Source organism: Nesterenkonia sp. NBAIMH1, from assembly GCF_007922635.1.
Taxonomy (GTDB): Bacteria; Actinomycetota; Actinomycetes; order Actinomycetales; family Micrococcaceae; genus Nesterenkonia; species Nesterenkonia pannonica.
This window is the reverse complement of record NZ_CP042335.1, coordinates 184,461-201,870: the sequence shown is the minus strand read 5'-3', so window position 1 is coordinate 201,870 and position 17,410 is coordinate 184,461. Positions and strand designations below refer to the sequence as shown.

The 17,410-nt window shown below is 63.1% G+C and carries 11 protein-coding genes, 3 rRNA genes and 1 riboswitch; of the genes, 12 read left to right on the top strand and 2 right to left on the bottom strand.

Going from position 1 to position 17,410, the window contains the following annotated elements; genetic code table 11:
- Nucleotides 1-12: 12 nt before the first annotated feature.
- A riboswitch (TPP riboswitch) is annotated at nucleotides 13-136 on the bottom strand.
- A gap of 10 nt (nucleotides 137-146) precedes the next feature.
- Nucleotides 147-572 (bottom strand): ankyrin repeat domain-containing protein, encoded by a 426-nt coding sequence (locus FS388_RS00915; RefSeq protein ID WP_146338824.1) that lies wholly within the window; start codon nucleotides 570-572, stop codon nucleotides 147-149.
- A gap of 176 nt (nucleotides 573-748) precedes the next feature.
- Here FS388_RS00915 and FS388_RS00910 point away from each other — a divergent pair, with 176 nt between their 5' ends.
- The 9 genes from FS388_RS00910 to rrf all read left to right on the top strand — a co-directional run bounded on the left by FS388_RS00910 (nucleotide 749) and on the right by rrf (nucleotide 14,580).
- Nucleotides 749-1,984, top strand: coding sequence for an argininosuccinate synthase (locus FS388_RS00910; protein WP_146338822.1), 1,236 nt, complete (start codon nucleotides 749-751; stop codon nucleotides 1,982-1,984).
- Between the two features lie 5 nt (nucleotides 1,985-1,989).
- Nucleotides 1,990-3,441: an argininosuccinate lyase gene (argH, locus tag FS388_RS00905; RefSeq protein ID WP_146338820.1), complete on the top strand. Its 1,452-nt coding sequence runs from the start codon at nucleotides 1,990-1,992 to the stop codon at nucleotides 3,439-3,441.
- 19 nt (nucleotides 3,442-3,460) lie between these two features.
- Nucleotides 3,461-4,294: a lytic transglycosylase domain-containing protein gene (locus FS388_RS00900; RefSeq protein WP_146338817.1), complete on the top strand. Its 834-nt coding sequence runs from the start codon at nucleotides 3,461-3,463 to the stop codon at nucleotides 4,292-4,294.
- Between the two features lie 4 nt (nucleotides 4,295-4,298).
- Complete coding sequence (locus FS388_RS00895) at nucleotides 4,299-4,985, top strand: DNA-3-methyladenine glycosylase (protein ID WP_246836244.1); 687 nt, start codon at nucleotides 4,299-4,301, stop codon at nucleotides 4,983-4,985.
- Nucleotides 4,986-5,066: 81 nt separating this feature from the next.
- Nucleotides 5,067-7,337, top strand: a complete 2,271-nt coding sequence (locus FS388_RS00890; protein ID WP_146338814.1) for a UvrD-helicase domain-containing protein — start codon at nucleotides 5,067-5,069, stop codon at nucleotides 7,335-7,337.
- Nucleotides 7,338-7,352: 15 nt separating this feature from the next.
- Nucleotides 7,353-8,675: a tyrosine--tRNA ligase gene (gene tyrS, locus FS388_RS00885; RefSeq protein WP_146338811.1), complete on the top strand. Its 1,323-nt coding sequence runs from the start codon at nucleotides 7,353-7,355 to the stop codon at nucleotides 8,673-8,675.
- A gap of 464 nt (nucleotides 8,676-9,139) precedes the next feature.
- Nucleotides 9,140-10,666 (top strand): 16S ribosomal RNA (locus FS388_RS00880).
- A gap of 451 nt (nucleotides 10,667-11,117) precedes the next feature.
- A 23S ribosomal RNA gene (locus tag FS388_RS00875) occupies nucleotides 11,118-14,218 on the top strand.
- A 245-nt stretch (nucleotides 14,219-14,463) separates the two neighbouring features.
- Nucleotides 14,464-14,580, top strand: a 5S ribosomal RNA gene (rrf, locus tag FS388_RS00870).
- The 16S, 23S and 5S rRNA genes sit together here, the layout of an rRNA operon.
- A gap of 94 nt (nucleotides 14,581-14,674) precedes the next feature.
- Here the strand turns inward: rrf and FS388_RS00865 are convergent.
- Entirely contained in the window at nucleotides 14,675-15,532 is an 858-nt protein-coding gene (locus tag FS388_RS00865) for a MurR/RpiR family transcriptional regulator (RefSeq protein ID WP_168198548.1), read from the bottom strand.
- Between the two features lie 38 nt (nucleotides 15,533-15,570).
- Here FS388_RS00865 and FS388_RS00860 point away from each other — a divergent pair, with 38 nt between their 5' ends.
- From FS388_RS00860 to FS388_RS12965, 3 genes are read left to right on the top strand one after another with little or no spacing between them, the layout of a single operon-like run.
- Nucleotides 15,571-16,410: a hypothetical protein gene (locus FS388_RS00860; protein WP_146338806.1), complete on the top strand. Its 840-nt coding sequence runs from the start codon at nucleotides 15,571-15,573 to the stop codon at nucleotides 16,408-16,410.
- Nucleotides 16,407-17,243 carry an HAD-IIA family hydrolase gene (locus tag FS388_RS00855; RefSeq protein ID WP_146338803.1) on the top strand — a complete coding sequence of 279 codons (837 nt, stop codon included), beginning with the start codon at nucleotides 16,407-16,409 and terminating at the stop codon, nucleotides 17,241-17,243. Before FS388_RS00860 ends, FS388_RS00855 begins: the two co-directional genes overlap by 4 nt.
- Entirely contained in the window at nucleotides 17,230-17,406 is a 177-nt protein-coding gene (locus tag FS388_RS12965) for a hypothetical protein (RefSeq protein WP_168198547.1), read from the top strand. Before FS388_RS00855 ends, FS388_RS12965 begins: the two co-directional genes overlap by 14 nt.
- Nucleotides 17,407-17,410: the final 4 nt, after the last annotated feature.

Genomic DNA, 17,410 nt, shown 5'->3' with positions numbered 1-17,410 from the left:
CCGCGAGAAGGCTGCGGGCAGCTCGCCAGTCCCTTCGCCGGTATCAGCCGGATCAGGTTCAAAGGGTCGACGCACCGTCCGCGCTGCGGCTCAGCGTCATCTCAGTCCCTTTGGCGGGACGCCCCTCGGGTGTGACTCAGGCTACATCATGAGGAGGTGTACTCGTCGAGGAGGGATCGCATGCCCTCTATCCCGAAGACCTCGATCACCGCATAGGGATTCTGCCGCCCCCTGTGCACGTCGGCGCCTGCTTCGAGCAGCAGCCGAGTGATCTCTTCGTTCTGGCGGAAGACGGCGCACCCTACGGCGGTCTGGCCGCGGTCGTTCTCGCGGTCCGTCTCCGCGCCGCGCTCCAGCAGTCCCCGGACCAGCTCAGCCTGGTCGTGGTACGCGGCAAGGATGAGGAGGGTGTCGCCGGAGGAGTTGGTGAGATTGGGGGGAATGCCCTGGTCCACCAGGCTCAGCAGCTCCTCTGTCTTGCCGGCCCGGGCGAGGTCGAACATGGAGGCCAGAAATTCCAGCTGCTCCTCGGTGAGGTCCGCCGGTGATCCTGGGGTCTGCTGGTCTGCCATGGGCACCAGCTTAGCGAGCATGTCCATTCTTCGACCCGCTGTGCGACGCCGTGCGTCATCTCCGGGGCCCGCATAGAGTGGGGGAGCCGGATCGCGCAATCGATAAGTATGCATCGTACTGAATATTTATGTAGAATGCGGTTCATCAACCCTGCACACCCCATGAGGAGACTTCTGTGAGCGAGCGCATCGTACTGGCCTACTCGGGCGGCCTGGACACCTCTGTTGCCATCGGCTGGATCGCTGAGGCCACCGGAGCCGAGGTGATCGCTGTCGCGGTCGACGTCGGCCAGGGGGGCGAGTCGCTGGAGACCGTCCGTCAGCGTGCGCTCGACTGCGGGGCGGTGGAGGCCTACGTCGCCGATGCGCGTGACGAGTTCGTGGAGCAGTACTGCATGCCCACGCTCAAGGCCAACGGCCTCTACATGGATGCCTACCCGCTGGTCTCGGCCATCTCCCGACCCATCATCTCCAAGCACCTGGTGGCGGCAGCCCAGCAGTTCGGCGCCACGACGGTGGCCCACGGATGCACGGGCAAGGGCAACGACCAGGTCCGCTTCGAGGTCTCCATCCAGACCCTCGGCCCGGAGCTGAAGTGCATCGCCCCCGTTCGTGACCTCGCCCTGACCAGGGAGAAGGCCATCGAGTACGCGGAGCGCAACGAGCTGCCCATTGAGACCACCAAGAAGAACCCGTTCTCCATCGACCAGAACGTCTGGGGACGGGCAGTCGAGACGGGCTTCCTGGAGGACATCTGGAACGGTCCGACCAAGGACGTCTACGACTACACCGAGGACCCGGCCTTCTCGCCGGCCCCGGACATCGCGAGCATCACCTTTGAGGCCGGCATCCCGGTGGCCCTCGATGGGGAGAGCCTGAGCCCTCTGCAGATCATCGAGCAGATGAACCGTCGTGCCGGAGCCCAGGGCATCGGCCGGATCGACATCGTCGAGGACCGTCTGGTCGGCATCAAGTCCAGGGAGATCTACGAGGCGCCGGGAGCCATGGCGCTGATGGCTGCTCACCGCGAGCTGGAGAACATCACGCTGGAGCGCGAGCAGGCCCGCTTTAAGAAGACGGTGGACCAGCGCTGGACGGAGCTCGTCTACGACGGGCAGTGGTACTCGCCGCTGAAGAAGAACCTGGACGTGTTCATCGAGGAGTCGCAGAAGTACGTCTCCGGGGAGATCCGCCTGGAGATGCACGGGGGCCGCGCGACGGTCCAGGGCCGGAAGTCCGCCACCTCCCTCTACGACTTCAACCTGGCCACCTATGACGAGGGCGACGCCTTCGATCAGTCCTCGGCGCCCGGGTTCATCGACATCTACGGGCTGTCCTCCAAGGTTGCCTCGCAGCGCGAGGAGCGGCTGCACGGCAAGCCGGACCTCTCCGGCGCCGGAGTGGAGAAGTAGGCGCGATGGCGGAGAAGACCCACCAGGGCTCGCTGTGGGGCGGGCGCTTTGCGGCAGGCCCAGCCGATGCGCTTGCGGCGCTGAGCAAATCCACGCACTTCGACTTTCGACTCGCTCGGTACGACATCGCCGGCTCCCGCGCCCATGCCCGTGTGCTCCATCGCACCGGGCTGCTCGACGACTCCGAGGCTGCCGGCATGCTCTCCGCATTGGACCGTCTGGAGGAGGACGTGCTCTCGGGCGCGTTCTCGCCGGCGGCATCGGACGAGGACGTGCACGGAGCCCTGGAGCGAGGCCTGCTTGAGCGCGCCGGCGAGGAGCTCGGAGGCAAGCTGCGGGCCGGCCGGTCCCGCAATGACCAGATCGCCACGATGGGCCGCATGTTCCTGCGGGACCACGCCCGCGTCGTCGCGGCCGGCGTCATGGACACCATCGACGCGCTGATCAGCCAGGCCGAGGCCCACCCTGAGGCCCCTATGCCCGGCCGAACGCACCTGCAGCACGCGCAGCCGGTGCTGCTCAGCCACCACCTGCTGGCCCATGCCTGGGCCTTCCTTCGGGATCTGCAGCGAATGGTGGACTGGGACCGGCGGGCCGCGGCCTCTCCGTACGGCCACGGTGCGCTGGCCGGCTCGTCGCTGGGCCTTGACCCGCAGCGTGTGGCTGAGGAGCTGGGCTTCGACGAGGCTGCGTGGAACTCCATCGACGGGACGGCTTCGCGCGACGTCTACGCCGAGTTCGCGTGGGTCGCCGCGATGATCGGCGTCGATCTGTCCCGGATCAGCGAGGAGACGATCTTCTGGGCCACCAAGGAGGTCTCCTTCGTCACTCTCGACGACGCCTTCTCGACGGGCTCCTCGATCATGCCGCAGAAGAAGAACCCCGACGTCGCTGAGCTGGCGCGTGGAAAGTCCGGGCGGCTCATCGGCGATCTCACAGGGCTGATGACGACCCTGAAAGGGCTTCCGCTGGCCTACAACCGGGATCTGCAGGAGGACAAGGAGCCCCTGTTCGATGCGGTGGACACTCTGGAGCTTCTGCTTCCGGCTGTCTCGGGCATGATCGGCACGCTGACCTTCCACACTGAGCGGATGGCGGAGCTGGCGCCCCGCGGCTTTGCGCTCGCCACCGACATCGCCGAATGGCTCGTGCGTCAGGGGGTCCCCTTCCGCGTGGCCCATGAGCTGGCGGGGGAGTGCGTGCGGGTCGCGGAATCCCGGGACGTGGAGCTCTGGGACCTCACTGATGAGGAGCTCGCCGGCATTTCGGATCACCTCACTTCTGACGTGCGCGCCGTGCTGACCACTTTCGGGTCCTTGACGTCGCGCTCCTCACGAGGGGGCACCGCTCCTCAGGCAGTCGCCGAGCAGCTTGACGAGCTGAAGCGTCAGCTCCAGCCCCTCAGAGACTTCATCGCTACCCCCGGGAGCATTGTGGGACCGGACGGGATCGCCTGATCGCCAGCCCCTCTCTGCCGTGAGTTCGTCGCACAGCTCCGCCTCGCCGAAGAGGCCGCCGTCGCCCAGAGTCCGACGTCGCCGGGCCGCAGCCGCAGCGGCTGCCGCTGGCCTGGTGGTGCTGGTGGTGGTCGTTCTGGTGCTGCAGCAGTGGGCCGGTCGTGGGGAGGAGCGCCCCCACCCGACCGAGCTGGGCTACCCCTCGGCGCCTCCTCAGGCCCACCCTCCCGCGGCCTCGGACGCTCCCGAGGACGTGACCGCCGTTCCCCTCGCTGAGCTCGCTGACCCCGAGTGGACTGCTGAGATGAGCGGGGCTGCGGGTATTCCTGAGCGAGCGCTGATCGCCTACGCCGGTGCCGCTGTGCACCTGTCCCAGACGCGGCCTGAGTGTGGGCTGGGTTGGAACACGTTGGCAGGCATCGGGCAGGTCGAGTCCGTTCATGGGCAGTACGGAGCGTCGTCCGTCGCCGATGATGGTGCGGTGGATCCTCCTGTGATCGGAGTGGCCCTGGACGGCAGTGAAGGCCTGATGGCCATCCCCGACACCGATGATGGCGAGCTCGACGGGGACACGGAGTGGGACCGCGCGGTGGGCCCGATGCAGTTCATCCCGACGACGTGGGACCAATACGGCCAGGACGCGAATCAGGACGGTCAGGCCGATGTCCACCAGTACGACGATGCCGCCCTGTCGGCCGGGGTCTACCTGTGCGAGAGCGGCGAGGACCTGACCAGCGACTTCGGCTGGAACGACGCGGTCACTGCCTACAACCAGTCGGTGGAGTATGCCAACAGCGTGGCGCAGCGAGCCGCCGAGTACGCGCAGCACCAGGAGGCCGAGAACAATGAGTAGTCGGATGACTGTGGCAGGCATGAGCGCCGACGCGCTGAGCGAGCTCTTCGATGCCCATGCCGTCGATGTGGCTCCCCGGCTCCTGGGCTGCCGTCTGACGGTGAGCACTCCCGAGGAGGACGTCACCGTGCGGCTCACAGAGGTGGAGGCGTACGGAGGCGAAGGTGAGGACCCTGGGTCCCATGCCTACCGGGGCATGACGCCGCGCAGTGCTTCGCTCTTCGGCCCGCCCCGCCACGTGTATGTGTATCGCAGCTACGGCATCCACTTCTGCATGAACCTCGTGTCCCATGCCGCGGGAGCCGGCGGGGTGCTGCTGAGGGCCGCGGAGGTGCTCGAGGGTCGGGGTGCCGCGGTCAGCCGTCGCGGAGGCAGAGACACCGGGGTCAAGCTGCTGTCCGGTCCAGGGCGCCTGGGACAGGGCCTGGGGGCGGACACCACCCTCGACGGCGCCGCCGTGGAGATTGTTCAGGACCCGCCTCAGCCTCGGGTCGGGCCCCAGGAGGGCCTTCGCGTCGTCCTGGCTCCGCCGGAGCAGGGGCATCGCCCGGAGCCGGTGAGCGCGGGCCCTCGGGTGGGCGTATCGGGCGAGGGCGGTTCGGAGGCGTACCCGTGGCGCTTCTGGCTCGCCGAGAGGCGGTCCGTCTCCCCCTACCGAGCATCGACCCGACGACGCAGAGCCGCTCCCTGAGGTCCGCGTCACTTTGCGTTAACCATGGACGCTGTAATATTGACTGATCTTTTTCCGTCTCCGAAGAAAGCAGCACGCTTGATGACTGAGACCGCCGATCTGGTCACTGTTCCGCCCCTGGAGGGCGGGGTCGATCAGGAGCGCCTGTACGTGGCTGCCCTCTACCGCCGCTTGGATGCGCTGCGTCGGGAGAAGGAGGCGCAGCTGGCCAAGGTTCGCTCCACCGGTGCCGTGGGCACCATGCAGAACATCTCGGAGCGAGACGCCTTCGCGACCATGTACGAGGACCGGTTGGCGCAGCTGAATGCCGTCGATGACCGGCTCGTCTTCGGCCGGCTGGACCTGGACACCGGCGAAACGCGCTACATCGGTCGGATCGGGCTGACTTCAGAGGCACGTCAGCGTCTGATGCTGGATTGGCGCGCTCCCGAGGCGGGGGTCTTCTACCAGGCAACGGCGTTCGCGCGGCAGGGTGTGCGCAGGCGCCGGCACCTGATGCTCAAGCACCGTCAGGTCCAGGGGCTCGAAGATGAGGTGCTGGATGCCAGCGTTCTCGAGGAGGATGTCGAGAACCATGGAGACGGTGCCCTGCTGGCCGCGCTGAAGGCACGCCGCACGGGCCAGATGGGCGATATCGTCGCGACCATCCAGGCGGAGCAGGACCGCATCATTCGCGCGGACCGCTCCGGTGTGCTCGTCGTCCAGGGCGGCCCCGGCACAGGGAAGACGGCGGTGGCGCTGCACCGCGCGGCCTACCTGCTCTACGCGCACCGTGAGCGTCTGAAGAGCGCCGGTGTGCTCCTGGTGGGACCGAGCTCGGCATTCATGTCCTACATAGAACGAGTCCTGCCCTCCCTGGGCGAGACCGGTGTGGTCATGTCGTCCCTGGCCGACCTCTACCCAGGGGTCAGGGGGGTGGAGGAGCCCGACGCGCGCGTCGCCGAGATCAAGGGACGCGTGGACTGGGTTGAGATCCTCGACGCGGCGGTGGAGCACCGCCAGAGGAGCATTCCCGAACCTCGGGAGGTGACGGTCGAAGGCACGGCCGTGACGGTGACGCCCAAGATGATTCGTCGCGGAATCGAGCGGGCCAGGGCCACAGGCAAGCCGTACAACGAGGCTCGCGCCACCTTCGTGAAGGTCATGGTCAGGGAGATCGCAGAGAAGCTCGAACGGATCATCGAGAAGCGATCCCAGGGCAATGACGCAGACCGCGCCTACCTTGCGGAGGATGTCCGCACCTCACGCGACGTGCGTGTGCTGCTGAACCTGTGCTGGCTGCCGCGCACCCCGCAGAGCCTCTTGGAGGACCTCTTCTCGAAGCCCCAGTATCTGACCGATGCGGCCCCGCAGCTCAGCGATGCCGAGCGTGAGCTGCTGCAGCGTCGTCCCGGCAGTCCGTTCACCTCCTCGGACGTTCCCCTCCTGGATGAGGCCGCTGAGCTGCTGGGCGATCTCGATGAGACTGCCGGGCGTGAGGAGGCGCGGCAGAAGATCTCTCGCCAGAAGGACCTCGAGAACGCGCAGAAGGCCGTGGAGAATGCAGTGCCTCAGCTCGAGGAGATGGGCATCGAGGGCTTCCTGGATGCGGAGGCTGTCGCGTCGATGAACGCGGAGTCGGGCCCCACCCTGAGCGCGGCGGAGCGGGCCACTCTTGACCGTTCGTGGACCTACGGCCACATCGTGGTCGATGAGGCCCAGGAGCTCTCGGCCATGCAGTGGCACGTGCTCTTCCGTCGCTGCCCCCTGAAGTCGGTGACGGCTGTGGGGGATACCGCGCAGGGGTCCTCCCCGTCTGCCTCGTCGAACTGGGGCGAGGCCTTCGAGCCGTTCGTCGATGAGGACCGGCTGCGGATCGAGGAGCTCACCGTGAACTACCGCACTCCGGGGCGCATCGTGGAGCTGGCCGAGCGGGTGGCTGATGCGAACGGTTTGCAGACCACCTCCCTGCGCACCGTCCGGGAGGGCGATCATGCGCCTGAGGTCACCCCAGTCCAGGAGAGCGAGATCCTGGGCGCGGTGGTGCAGGCGGTGGAGGACGAGCACCGTCGCCTGGGGGAGGGCCTGGTGGCCGCCATCGTTCCCGATCGTCTGATCGGGGCGGTCCGGGAGCAGCTCGCCGAGAGATTCGGCACCCGACTCGGGCGCGGCGCGGGCTCGCTCACCCAGGATGTGGTGGCGCTGACCGCGGACGAGGCGAAGGGTCTTGAGTTCGACGGGGTGGTTGTTGCGGAGCCGGCCGAGCTGGTCGATCAGGCCGGCGGAAAAGTGGGCCCCCTGTATGTGGCGCTGACACGCTCGACGCGATCGCTGCAGGTCGTCTCCTCACAGCCGCTACCGGCGGGATTCTGAGATACGGTGAACGCCGTGACGAATGCGAAGAACCCAGTGCTCGAGACTCAGCGCAACGACCCCAGCTTTGCGAACGCGTATCAGGAGCTGAAGTGGCGCGGCCTCGTCCAGAACTCCACTGACGAGGAGTCCATCGAGACGGCCTTAGCAGGCTCGCCGATCACGTTCTATGCCGGCTTCGACCCCACCGCGGCCTCCCTTCACCTGGGGCATCTGGTTCAGCTGCTGACGATGCGTCGCCTGCAGCTGGCCGGGCACAAGCCCCTGGCGCTGGTCGGCGGCTCGACCGGGCTCATCGGTGACCCCCGGCCCACCAGCGAGAGAACGCTGAACACTCCGGAGGTTGTGGCGGGGTGGGTCGACAGTCTGAGCAGGCAGATCCGCCACTACGTCGATATGGACGGCGCTGAGGGTGCGCAGATGGTGAACAACCTCGACTGGACTGAGGGCATCAGCGCGATCGAGTTCCTCCGGGACATCGGAAAGCACTTCCGCATCGGCACCATGATCAAGAAGGACATTGTTGCCAAGCGGCTGAACTCAGACGATGGAATCTCCTACACCGAGTTCAGCTATCAGATCCTTCAGGGCTACGACTTCCTGCAGCTCTACCGGCAGTACGGATGCACGCTTCAGTTCGGAGGATCGGACCAGTGGGGGAACCTCACGTCGGGCACTGACCTTGTGCGCAAGGCTGAGGGGGCAGCGGTGCACGCTCTCTCGACGCCGCTGATCGCCAACTCTGACGGGACGAAGTTCGGGAAGTCAGAGGGCAACGCAGTGTGGCTCGACTCTGAGCTCACTTCTCCCTACACCTTCTACCAGTTCTGGCTGAACCAGGCGGATGCAGATGTGATCAACCGGCTCAAGGTGTTCACCTTCCGGAGCCGGGAGGAGATCGATCAGCTCGAGCGAGCTGTGGAGTCGGAGCCCTTCAGGCGTGAGGCCCAGCGAACGTTGGCCTGGGACGTGACGTGCCTGGTGCACGGCGAAGAGGCTGCTCAGCGAGCTATCGCTGCGGCGGAGGCGCTCTTCGGCAAGGGCGACATCGCAGATGTCGACGAGCGGACCCTCGCGGCCATCGCGGCCGAGTTGCCCACGGCAGACCTGCCGGCGGATGAGGCAACACCCGTGCGCATCCTTCACGACACGGGTCTGGTCAAGGGACGCGGCGAAGCGCGCCGAGCGGTGCAGCAGGGCGGGGCCTACATCAACAATCGGCAGGTTGAGGATGCGGAGACTGCAGTGGGCCATGACGAATGGCTTCACGGCCAGTACCTCCTCGTGCGTCGGGGAAAGAAGAGCCTCGCAGTGGTCAGGCGCGCCCCATCCGCATGATTCCGGGGTTCTTAGCCGGGGTTTGCACGTGCTCAGGAACGTGTGTAGAGTTAACCATCGCGCCGGGGGCCACAGCGAAAAGCTGAAAGCCACAGGCGCTGCGGAGAGTCTCTCTCCGATCACCTATCGAAGTTGAAGCTTCGTTTGGTGTGCTCGGAAACTCCAGGTAAACACGGAGTTGACGGGAACGAAACGAAGCGGTAACATAGAGAAGTTGCTTCAGAGCGATCCGGGAGAAAATCCTGGTGGTGCTGACAGCGATTGCTGCTTGAGAACTCAATAGTGTGCCAAATTTGTTGATACCAATTTATTTATTGGTAGTCACAGCGCTTGCACCCCCGTGTGAGCAGCTGTGACATGCCTGGATTGATCAGCAGCTGGCGAGCATGAATATCCGTGAGGCCCCGTTTTCCGGCGGGGTGGAGATCATGTTCGTTACGTTGTTTAGTTCTCTATTTAGTTATCTAATGGAGAGTTTGATCCTGGCTCAGGATGAACGCTGGCGGCGTGCTTAACACATGCAAGTCGAACGATGATGCTTCCAGCTTGCTGGGAGCGGATTAGTGGCGAACGGGTGAGTATCACGTGAGCAACCTGCCCTTGACTTCGGGATAAGCCCGGGAAACTGGGTCTAATACCGGATATGACCATCGCCCGCATGGGTGGTGGTGGAAAGCTTTATGCGGTCTTGGATGGGCTCGCGGCCTATCAGCTAGACGGTGAGGTAGTGGCTCACCGTGGCTTTGACGGGTAGCCGGCCTGAGAGGGTGACCGGCCACACTGGGACTGAGACACGGCCCAGACTCCTACGGGAGGCAGCAGTGGGGAATATTGCACAATGGGCGAAAGCCTGATGCAGCGACGCCGCGTGCGGGATGACGGCCTTCGGGTTGTAAACCGCTTTCAGCAGGGAAGAAGCTTTTTGTGACGGTACCTGCAGAAGAAGCGCCGGCTAACTACGTGCCAGCAGCCGCGGTAATACGTAGGGCGCGAGCGTTATCCGGAATTATTGGGCGTAAAGAGCTCGTAGGCGGTTTGCCGCGTCTGCCGTGAAAAATCCGGGCTTAACCCGGATCGTGCGGTGGGTACGGGCAGACTAGAGTGCAGTAGGGGAGACCGGAATTCCTGGTGTAGCGGTGAAATGCGCAGATATCAGGAGGAACACCGATGGCGAAGGCAGGTCTCTGGGCTGTTACTGACGCTGAGGAGCGAAAGCATGGGGAGCGAACAGGATTAGATACCCTGGTAGTCCATGCCGTAAACGTTGGGCACTAGGTGTGGGAACATTCCACGTTTTCCGCGCCGTAGCTAACGCATTAAGTGCCCCGCCTGGGGAGTACGGCCGCAAGGCTAAAACTCAAAGGAATTGACGGGGGCCCGCACAAGCGGCGGAGCATGCGGATTAATTCGATGCAACGCGAAGAACCTTACCAAGGCTTGACATGGACCGGATCGCCATAGAGATATGGTTTCCCTTCGGGGCTGGTTCACAGGTGGTGCATGGTTGTCGTCAGCTCGTGTCGTGAGATGTTGGGTTAAGTCCCGCAACGAGCGCAACCCTTGTCCTATGTTGCCAGCGGGTAGTGCCGGGGACTCATGGGAGACTGCCGGGGTCAACTCGGAGGAAGGTGGGGACGACGTCAAATCATCATGCCCCTTATGTCTTGGGCTTCACGCATGCTACAATGGCCGGTACAGTGGGTTGCGATGCCGCGAGGTGGAGCTAATCCCTAAAAGCCGGTCTCAGTTCGGATCGGAGTCTGCAACTCGACTCCGTGAAGTTGGAGTCGCTAGTAATCGCAGATCAGCAATGCTGCGGTGAATACGTTCCCGGGCCTTGTACACACCGCCCGTCAAGTCACGAAAGTTGGTAACACCCGAAGCCCACGGCCTAACCCTTGTGGGGGGAGTGGTCGAAGGTGGGACCGGCGATTGGGACTAAGTCGTAACAAGGTAGCCGTACCGGAAGGTGCGGCTGGATCACCTCCTTTCTAAGGAGCTGGCTGCGAGTCGCGGCCGCCCCGTTGTGGCATCCGAATGTGGTGTCCCGGGGTTTGCTCATGGGTGGAATATCAACGAATACCACGTTTTGTCGTGGTCACCGGCTGGTGGTGTTGGCCGCAGTTGCTTAGTACGCATGCTCTTTGGAGTGTGTTGGAAGGGTGTGCGGCTGGTGTCTGCTGGTTGGTGTTTGGCGCACTGTTGGGTCCTGAGGCCGCAGCCGTTTGGTTGGCGTCCTTTTGGATCGTGCTTCTGCAGCAGGTCTGCTGCACCGTGTCTGGTGTGGTGGTGGCTGTGGGGGTTGTTGTTTGGGAACTGCATAGTGGACGCGAGCATCTTTGTTTGCAATTTTTTTGTTGAGTGTTCGTCTGCGCGCTGGCTCCGATTGGGGGTTGGTGCGTTGATGTGTCGTTTGGTGGCTTACATCGCTATGTGTAGTGGGTGTAAGTGTTTAAGGGCGCATGTGTGGATGCCTTGGCAACAGGTGCCGATGAAGGACGTGGGAATCTGCGAAAAGCCTGGTGGAGCTGATAACCGAGCGTTGAGGCCAGGATGTCCGAATGGGGGAAACCCCGTGCACTGTTATGGTGCGCGACCAGCCGCTGAATGTATAGGCGGTTTGGGGAACGACGGGAAGTGAAACATCTCAGTACCGTCAGGAAGAGAAAACAAAAGTGATTCGGTGAGTAGTGGCGAGCGAAAGCCGATGGGGCTAAACCCATCACGTGTGATACCTGGTAGGGGTTGCGTGATGGGGGTTGTGAGGCCCAGTGTCCAAGATCTACCAGTCTTGGCAGTTGAGGTGCGGGCGTATAGACGAAGAAGGTTGAGTCCTTCACCGTAGAGGGTGTGAGTCCCGTAGTTGACATGCGTTCCGCCGGCTGATCTGGGTTCTCGAGTAGCACGCGGCTCGAGGAATCGTGTGTGAATCTGCCAGGACCATCTGGTAAGCCTGAATACATCCTGTTGACCGATAGTGAATCAGTACCGTGAGGGAATGGTGAAAAGTACCCCGGGAGGGGAGTGAAAGAGTACCTGAAACCATGTGCCTACAATCCGTCAGAGCACCCTTGGTTGGTGTGATGGCGTGCCTTTTGAAGAATGAGCCTGCGAGTTAGTGCTCAGTAGCGAGGTTAACCCGTGTGGGGAAGCCGCAGCGAAAGCGAGTCTGAATAGGGCGTCTTAGTTGCTGGGTCTAGACCCGAAGCGGAGTGATCTACCCATGGCCAGGTTGAAGCGCGTGTAAGAGCGCGTGGAGGACCGAACCCACCTAGGTTGAAAACTGGGGGGATGAGCTGTGGGTAGGGGTGAAAGGCCAATCAAACTCTGTGATAGCTGGTTCTCCCCGAAATGCATTTAGGTGCAGCGTCGCGTGTTTCGTCCGGGAGGTAGAGCTACTGGATGGCCGATGGGCCCTACAAGGTTACTGACGTCAGCTAAACTCCGAATGCCCGAGACGTGAGAGCGCGGCAGTGAGACGGTGGGGGATAAGCTTCATCGTCGAGAGGGAAACAGCCCAGACCACCGGTTAAGGCCCCTAAGCGTGTGCTAAGTGGGAAAGGATGTGGAGTTGCTTAGACAACCAGGAGGTTGGCTTAGAAGCAGCCACCCTTGAAAGAGTGCGTAATAGCTCACTGGTCAAGTGATTCCGCGCCGACAATTTAGCGGGGCTCAAGCACACCGCCGAAACCGTGGCATTCAGGTTCGTCCTGGATGGGTAGGGGAGCGTCGAGCAAGCCGGTGAAGCCGCAGCGGAAGCTAGTGGTGGAGGTTGTTCGAGTGAGAATGCAGGCATGAGTAGCGAAAGACACGTGAGAAACGTGTCCGCCGAATGACTAAGGGTTCCAGGGTCAAGCTAATCTGCCCTGGGTTAGTCGGGACCTAAGGCGAGGCCGACAGGCGTAGTCGATGGACAACGGGTTGATATTCCCGTACCGGCGAAGAACCGCCCACGCGAACCCGCTGATACTAACCACCCGAACGCTGCTGCAGTTGCCCCTTTTGGGGGCTTCGCGGCAGTCAGTAGCGTGGGACCTGAAGTGGTCTAGCGAGCGTATTAACAGGTGTGACGCAGGAAGGTAGCCGGGCCCAGCGATGGTTGTCTGGGTCTAAGAATGTAGGCCGACTGGTAGGTAAATCCGCCAGTCATACAGGCTGAGATTTGATGGGCCCCCACCTCGGGTGGGGGATCCGGTGATCCTATGCTGCCGAGAAAAGCATCGACGCGAGGTTCAAGCCGCCCGTACCCTAAACCGACACAGGTAGTCAGGTAGAGAATACCAAGGCGATCGAGAGAATCACGGTTAAGGAACTCGGCAAAATACCCCCGTAACTTCGGGAGAAGGGGGGCCACTCGCCTATTAGGACTTGCTCCGAAAGGGTGTGGTGGCCGCAGAGACCAGGGGGGTCCGACTGTTTACTAAAAACACAGGTCCGTGCGAAGTCGTAAGACGATGTATACGGACTGACTCCTGCCCGGTGCTGGAAGGTTAAGAGGACCCGTTAGCCCCTTGTGGGCGAAGCGGAGAATTTAAGCCCCAGTAAACGGCGGTGGTAACTATAACCATCCTAAGGTAGCGAAATTCCTTGTCGGGTAAGTTCCGACCTGCACGAATGGATAACGAGACCCCCGCTGTCTCAACCGTGAACTCGGCGAAATTGCACTACGAGTAAAGATGCTCGTTACGCGCAGCAGGACGGAAAGACCCCGAGACCTTTACTATAGCTTGGTATTGGTGATTCGCATCACTTGTGTAGGATAGGTGGGAGACTGTGAAGCCGGCACGCTAGTGCTGGTGGAGTCATCGTTGAAATACCACTCTGGTGTTGTGGATCATCTAACTTCGGGCCTGATCGGGTCCAGGGACAGTGCCTGGTGGGTAGTTTAACTGGGGCGGTTGCCTCCCAAAGAGTAACGGAGGCGCCCAAAGGTTCCCTCAGCCTGGTTGGCAATCAGGTGTCGAGTGTAAGTGCACAAGGGAGCTTGACTGTGAGACAGGCATGTCAAGCAGGAACGAAAGTTGGGACTAGTGATCCGGCGGCACCGTATGGAAGGGCCGTCGCTCAACGGATAAAAGGTACCTCGGGGATAACAGGCTGATCCTCCCCAAGAGTTCATATCGACGGGATGGTTTGGCACCTCGATGTCGGCTCGTCTCATCCTGGGGCTGGAGTTGGTCCCAAGGGTTGGGCTGTTCGCCCATTAAAGAGGCACGCGAGCTGGGTTTAGAACGTCGTGAGACAGTTCGGTCCCCTATCCGCTGCGCGCGCAGGAGATTTGAGAAGGTCTGTCCTTAGTACGAGAGGACCGGGACGGACGAACCTCTGGTGTGCCAGTTGTACTGCCAAGTGCACCGCTGGTTAGCTACGTTCGGGATGGATAACCGCTGAAAGCATCTAAGCGGGAAGCCGGCTTCAAGATAAGATCTCCATCACATTCAATGTGTGAAGGCTCCCTATAGATGATGGGGTTGATAGGCCAGATGTGGAAGCGCAGCAATGCGTGAAGCTGACTGGTACTAATAAGCCGACCACTTACACCACCACCACAACGTTTCACTCAATAGGTGTGAACACTGTGTGCTACGCGTCCACTCTGCGGTCCCTGACCAACAAACCCCACCCGCCTGCCCCCCAGTTCTTTTGGGGGTGGCTGGTGGTGAGCACGAGCCCCTCACTGATGGTGGGGGTGATGGTTGAATGGTTACAGTTGAATAGTGTCACGTGTTGTGACCCTTTTATAGGTTTCCAAACCCCTCCGGTATGTTGGGGTGGTTTGGTCTAGGGTTACGGCGGTCATAGCGTGGGGGAAACGCCCGGTCCCATCCCGAACCCGGAAGCTAAGACCCACAGCGCCGATGGTACTGCACTGGTAACGGTGTGGGAGAGTAGGTCACCGCCGGACATCTCTTCAAGAAAAGCCGGATGGGCAGTCAGAGACGACTGCTCCATCCGGCTTTTTCTATGTCCAGAAGCAAAGCACATCACGAAGCTGAGAACTAGACCACCAGATTCTCAGTGACCACATCAAGAACTTGGTCCCTCTGCGCCTTACGAACCAACCGCGCGCGCACCCCGCGGGCAAGTACCTCCGCGGAAAGCGCAAAATGAAGCCGAGACACAAACTCCAATTCATTCTGAAACATATTCAACGGCGGCACAATATTCAGTACGTCGTCAGCCAGTTTTGCCGCCGGAGAATCAGTGTTGGATGTCATCACCACCAGTGTTCCCTCTGACCTCGCCGCAGCTTCAGCAACGCGCACCGACAGCTCATTCAGACCGCTCGGAGTGATCAGAAAGCACAGACCTCCAGGCCCCAGCTGGCGCGCTGCAATCTGCTGACCGAACACATCCTGCAGAGTGCTCGCCCGCAGTCCCTCCGACATCAGACGAAATGCGAAGTCCAACGCCGTCGGCGCCGACTGACCATTCCCCGCGACGAGCACGCTGTCCGCACCGCACAGCAGATCCAAGACCCGCTCCGCCTGGTCCTCAGGGACGGCATCCATCGCCCGCTCCACACCCGAGGTGAGTCTGCGCGCCTCAGCCGAGCATGCGCTCATGCTCTCGCCCTCATGCTCGGAGTCCAGACCCGTTCGCGGCTCTGCGGGAGTCTCCCTGGCCAGGGCCACGCGAAACTGCGGATACCCCTCGTAGCCCAGCTTTCGACACGTGCGCACCACCGTCGAACGGGCGACGCCCACGCGGTCGGCAAGCTGCTGAGCGGTAGAGTCCACTGCGGCAGAAGCATCATCGAGGACCTCCCTCACCACCTTCGCCTCACTGGGCAGCAGCGTCGCCAGGGCCGAGGACATCCGCGTCGTGGCCGGCAGATGATCCCCCGAGTGCTTCATGGCCCCATGGTAGCCACGATGGCCGGTATCCTGTATCGGTGGCAGACCGAGCAGCACCAGCAGACAACCGCGACCGACCATCCCGCGCACCCCAGGATCACCGGCGCTCCAACAGGGAGGACCGCGCCAGGTCACCCGAAATCGACGAGGACGTCACCGGCAAGGAGCTCGACCGCGAAGCGGCCAGGCAGCTCGGGACCCTCAACGACATCAACCGTGGCTGGGTGTCCAAGCACCTCGTGATGGCAGGTCGTCTCATCGACATCGACCCCGAGCTGGCTCTCGAGCATGCCCTGGCCGCCTCGCGCCGGGCCGGCCGACTGGCCGTGGTGCGCGAAGCAGTGGGCCTGGCAGCATACGCGGCGGGGGAGTACGACGAGGCGCTGCGCGAGCTGCGCACCTACCGCCGCATCAGCGGCGACCACACACACATCCCCGTCATCGCGGACTGCCTCCGCGCCCTCGGCCGCTCCGCCAAGGCTCTGGAATTCGCACAGGACGAAGGTGCACAGCAGCTGACGGGAGCGCCGCGGGCGGAGCTTGCCATGGTTCTTGCCGGCGCGCACCAGGACTCCGGGGATGAGGAGGCGGCACTCCTGGCTCTGCAGATTCCCGAACTGGACCTCAACCGTGCCTTCAGCTTCTCGCCTCGCCTGTTCGCTGCCTACGCGGACGTCCTCGAGTCAGTGGGCCGCTACGACGATGCGCGCCGATGGCGGAACCAAGTGCCTGTGGCCGAGCGCGCGCTGGGAGCAGGCCACTACGAAGAGCCCGACATCCTCGACTTCGACTATGACGAGGACGACGACGGCTCCTCCGTCCCACGCATCAGCGACCTGCTCGGCGACGCCGAGGCGAAGGAGAAGCGCGCCCAGTGAGCACCACACCACTCGCCGACCAGCACGACGGTGTCCTGTTCGACCTTGACGGCGTGCTCTACCGCGGGCCGGAAGCAGTGCCGGGAGCCCAGGAGGCTCTCTCACGCCTGAAGTCTCAGGGCCTGCGCTGCGCCTTCGTCACCAACAACGCGTCCCGCTCTGCGGAGCACATCGCAGGCCACCTCCGCGAGCTGGGCATCCCAGCCGAAGCCGAGGAGGTGTACGGCTCAGCCCCGGCCGGAGTCCGCCTTCTCGCCGAGCACCTCCCAGCTCCGGCCAAAGTGCTTGTGGTGGGCTCCGACTCCCTGAGGTCCCTCGTCGACGCGGCCGGATACGAAACGGTCCGATCAGCCGATGATGAGCCTGAAGCCGTCCTGCAAGGCTTCGACCCCACTCTCTGCTGGGCCGACCTGGCCGAAGCCTCCTATGCGATCAACGCCGGTGCCCAGTGGTTCGCCACCAACCTTGACCGCAGCGTGCCCCGAGAGCGCGGCATCGCACCCGCCAACGGCGCCATGATCGAAGCGGTCAGCTTCGGCACCGACCGTCACCCGAAGGCCGCCGGCAAGCCGGAGCCAGTCATGTTCACCCAGGCAGCAGAGACGCTCGGCCTCTCCAGTCCGCTGGTGATCGGCGACCGTCTGGACACCGACGTGCTGGGCGGCAACCGAGCCGGGTACGCCACGGCACTCGTCCTCACCGGCGCGACCACGCAGCAGCAGGCGGACGCGTCCCAGGATCAGCAGCGCCCCGACTGGATCATCGACTCGCTCGAGGATCTGTTCACCGGCGTCCACCGCGCACCGGCTGGGAGCACCAATGGCCGCGCATGAGGCAGGCGGCGCTCCCACCGGCACTGAAACCGCCCATGACCCTCAGAGCAGCGAAGAGGCGGCCGGCAGCCTCACGCCGGACACGCTTCAGGAGCAGGTGGCCCACGCTGAGCGCAAGCACCGTGAGCTCTCCGAGAGGCTCGAGTCCATCGGCCGCAGCTGAGCAC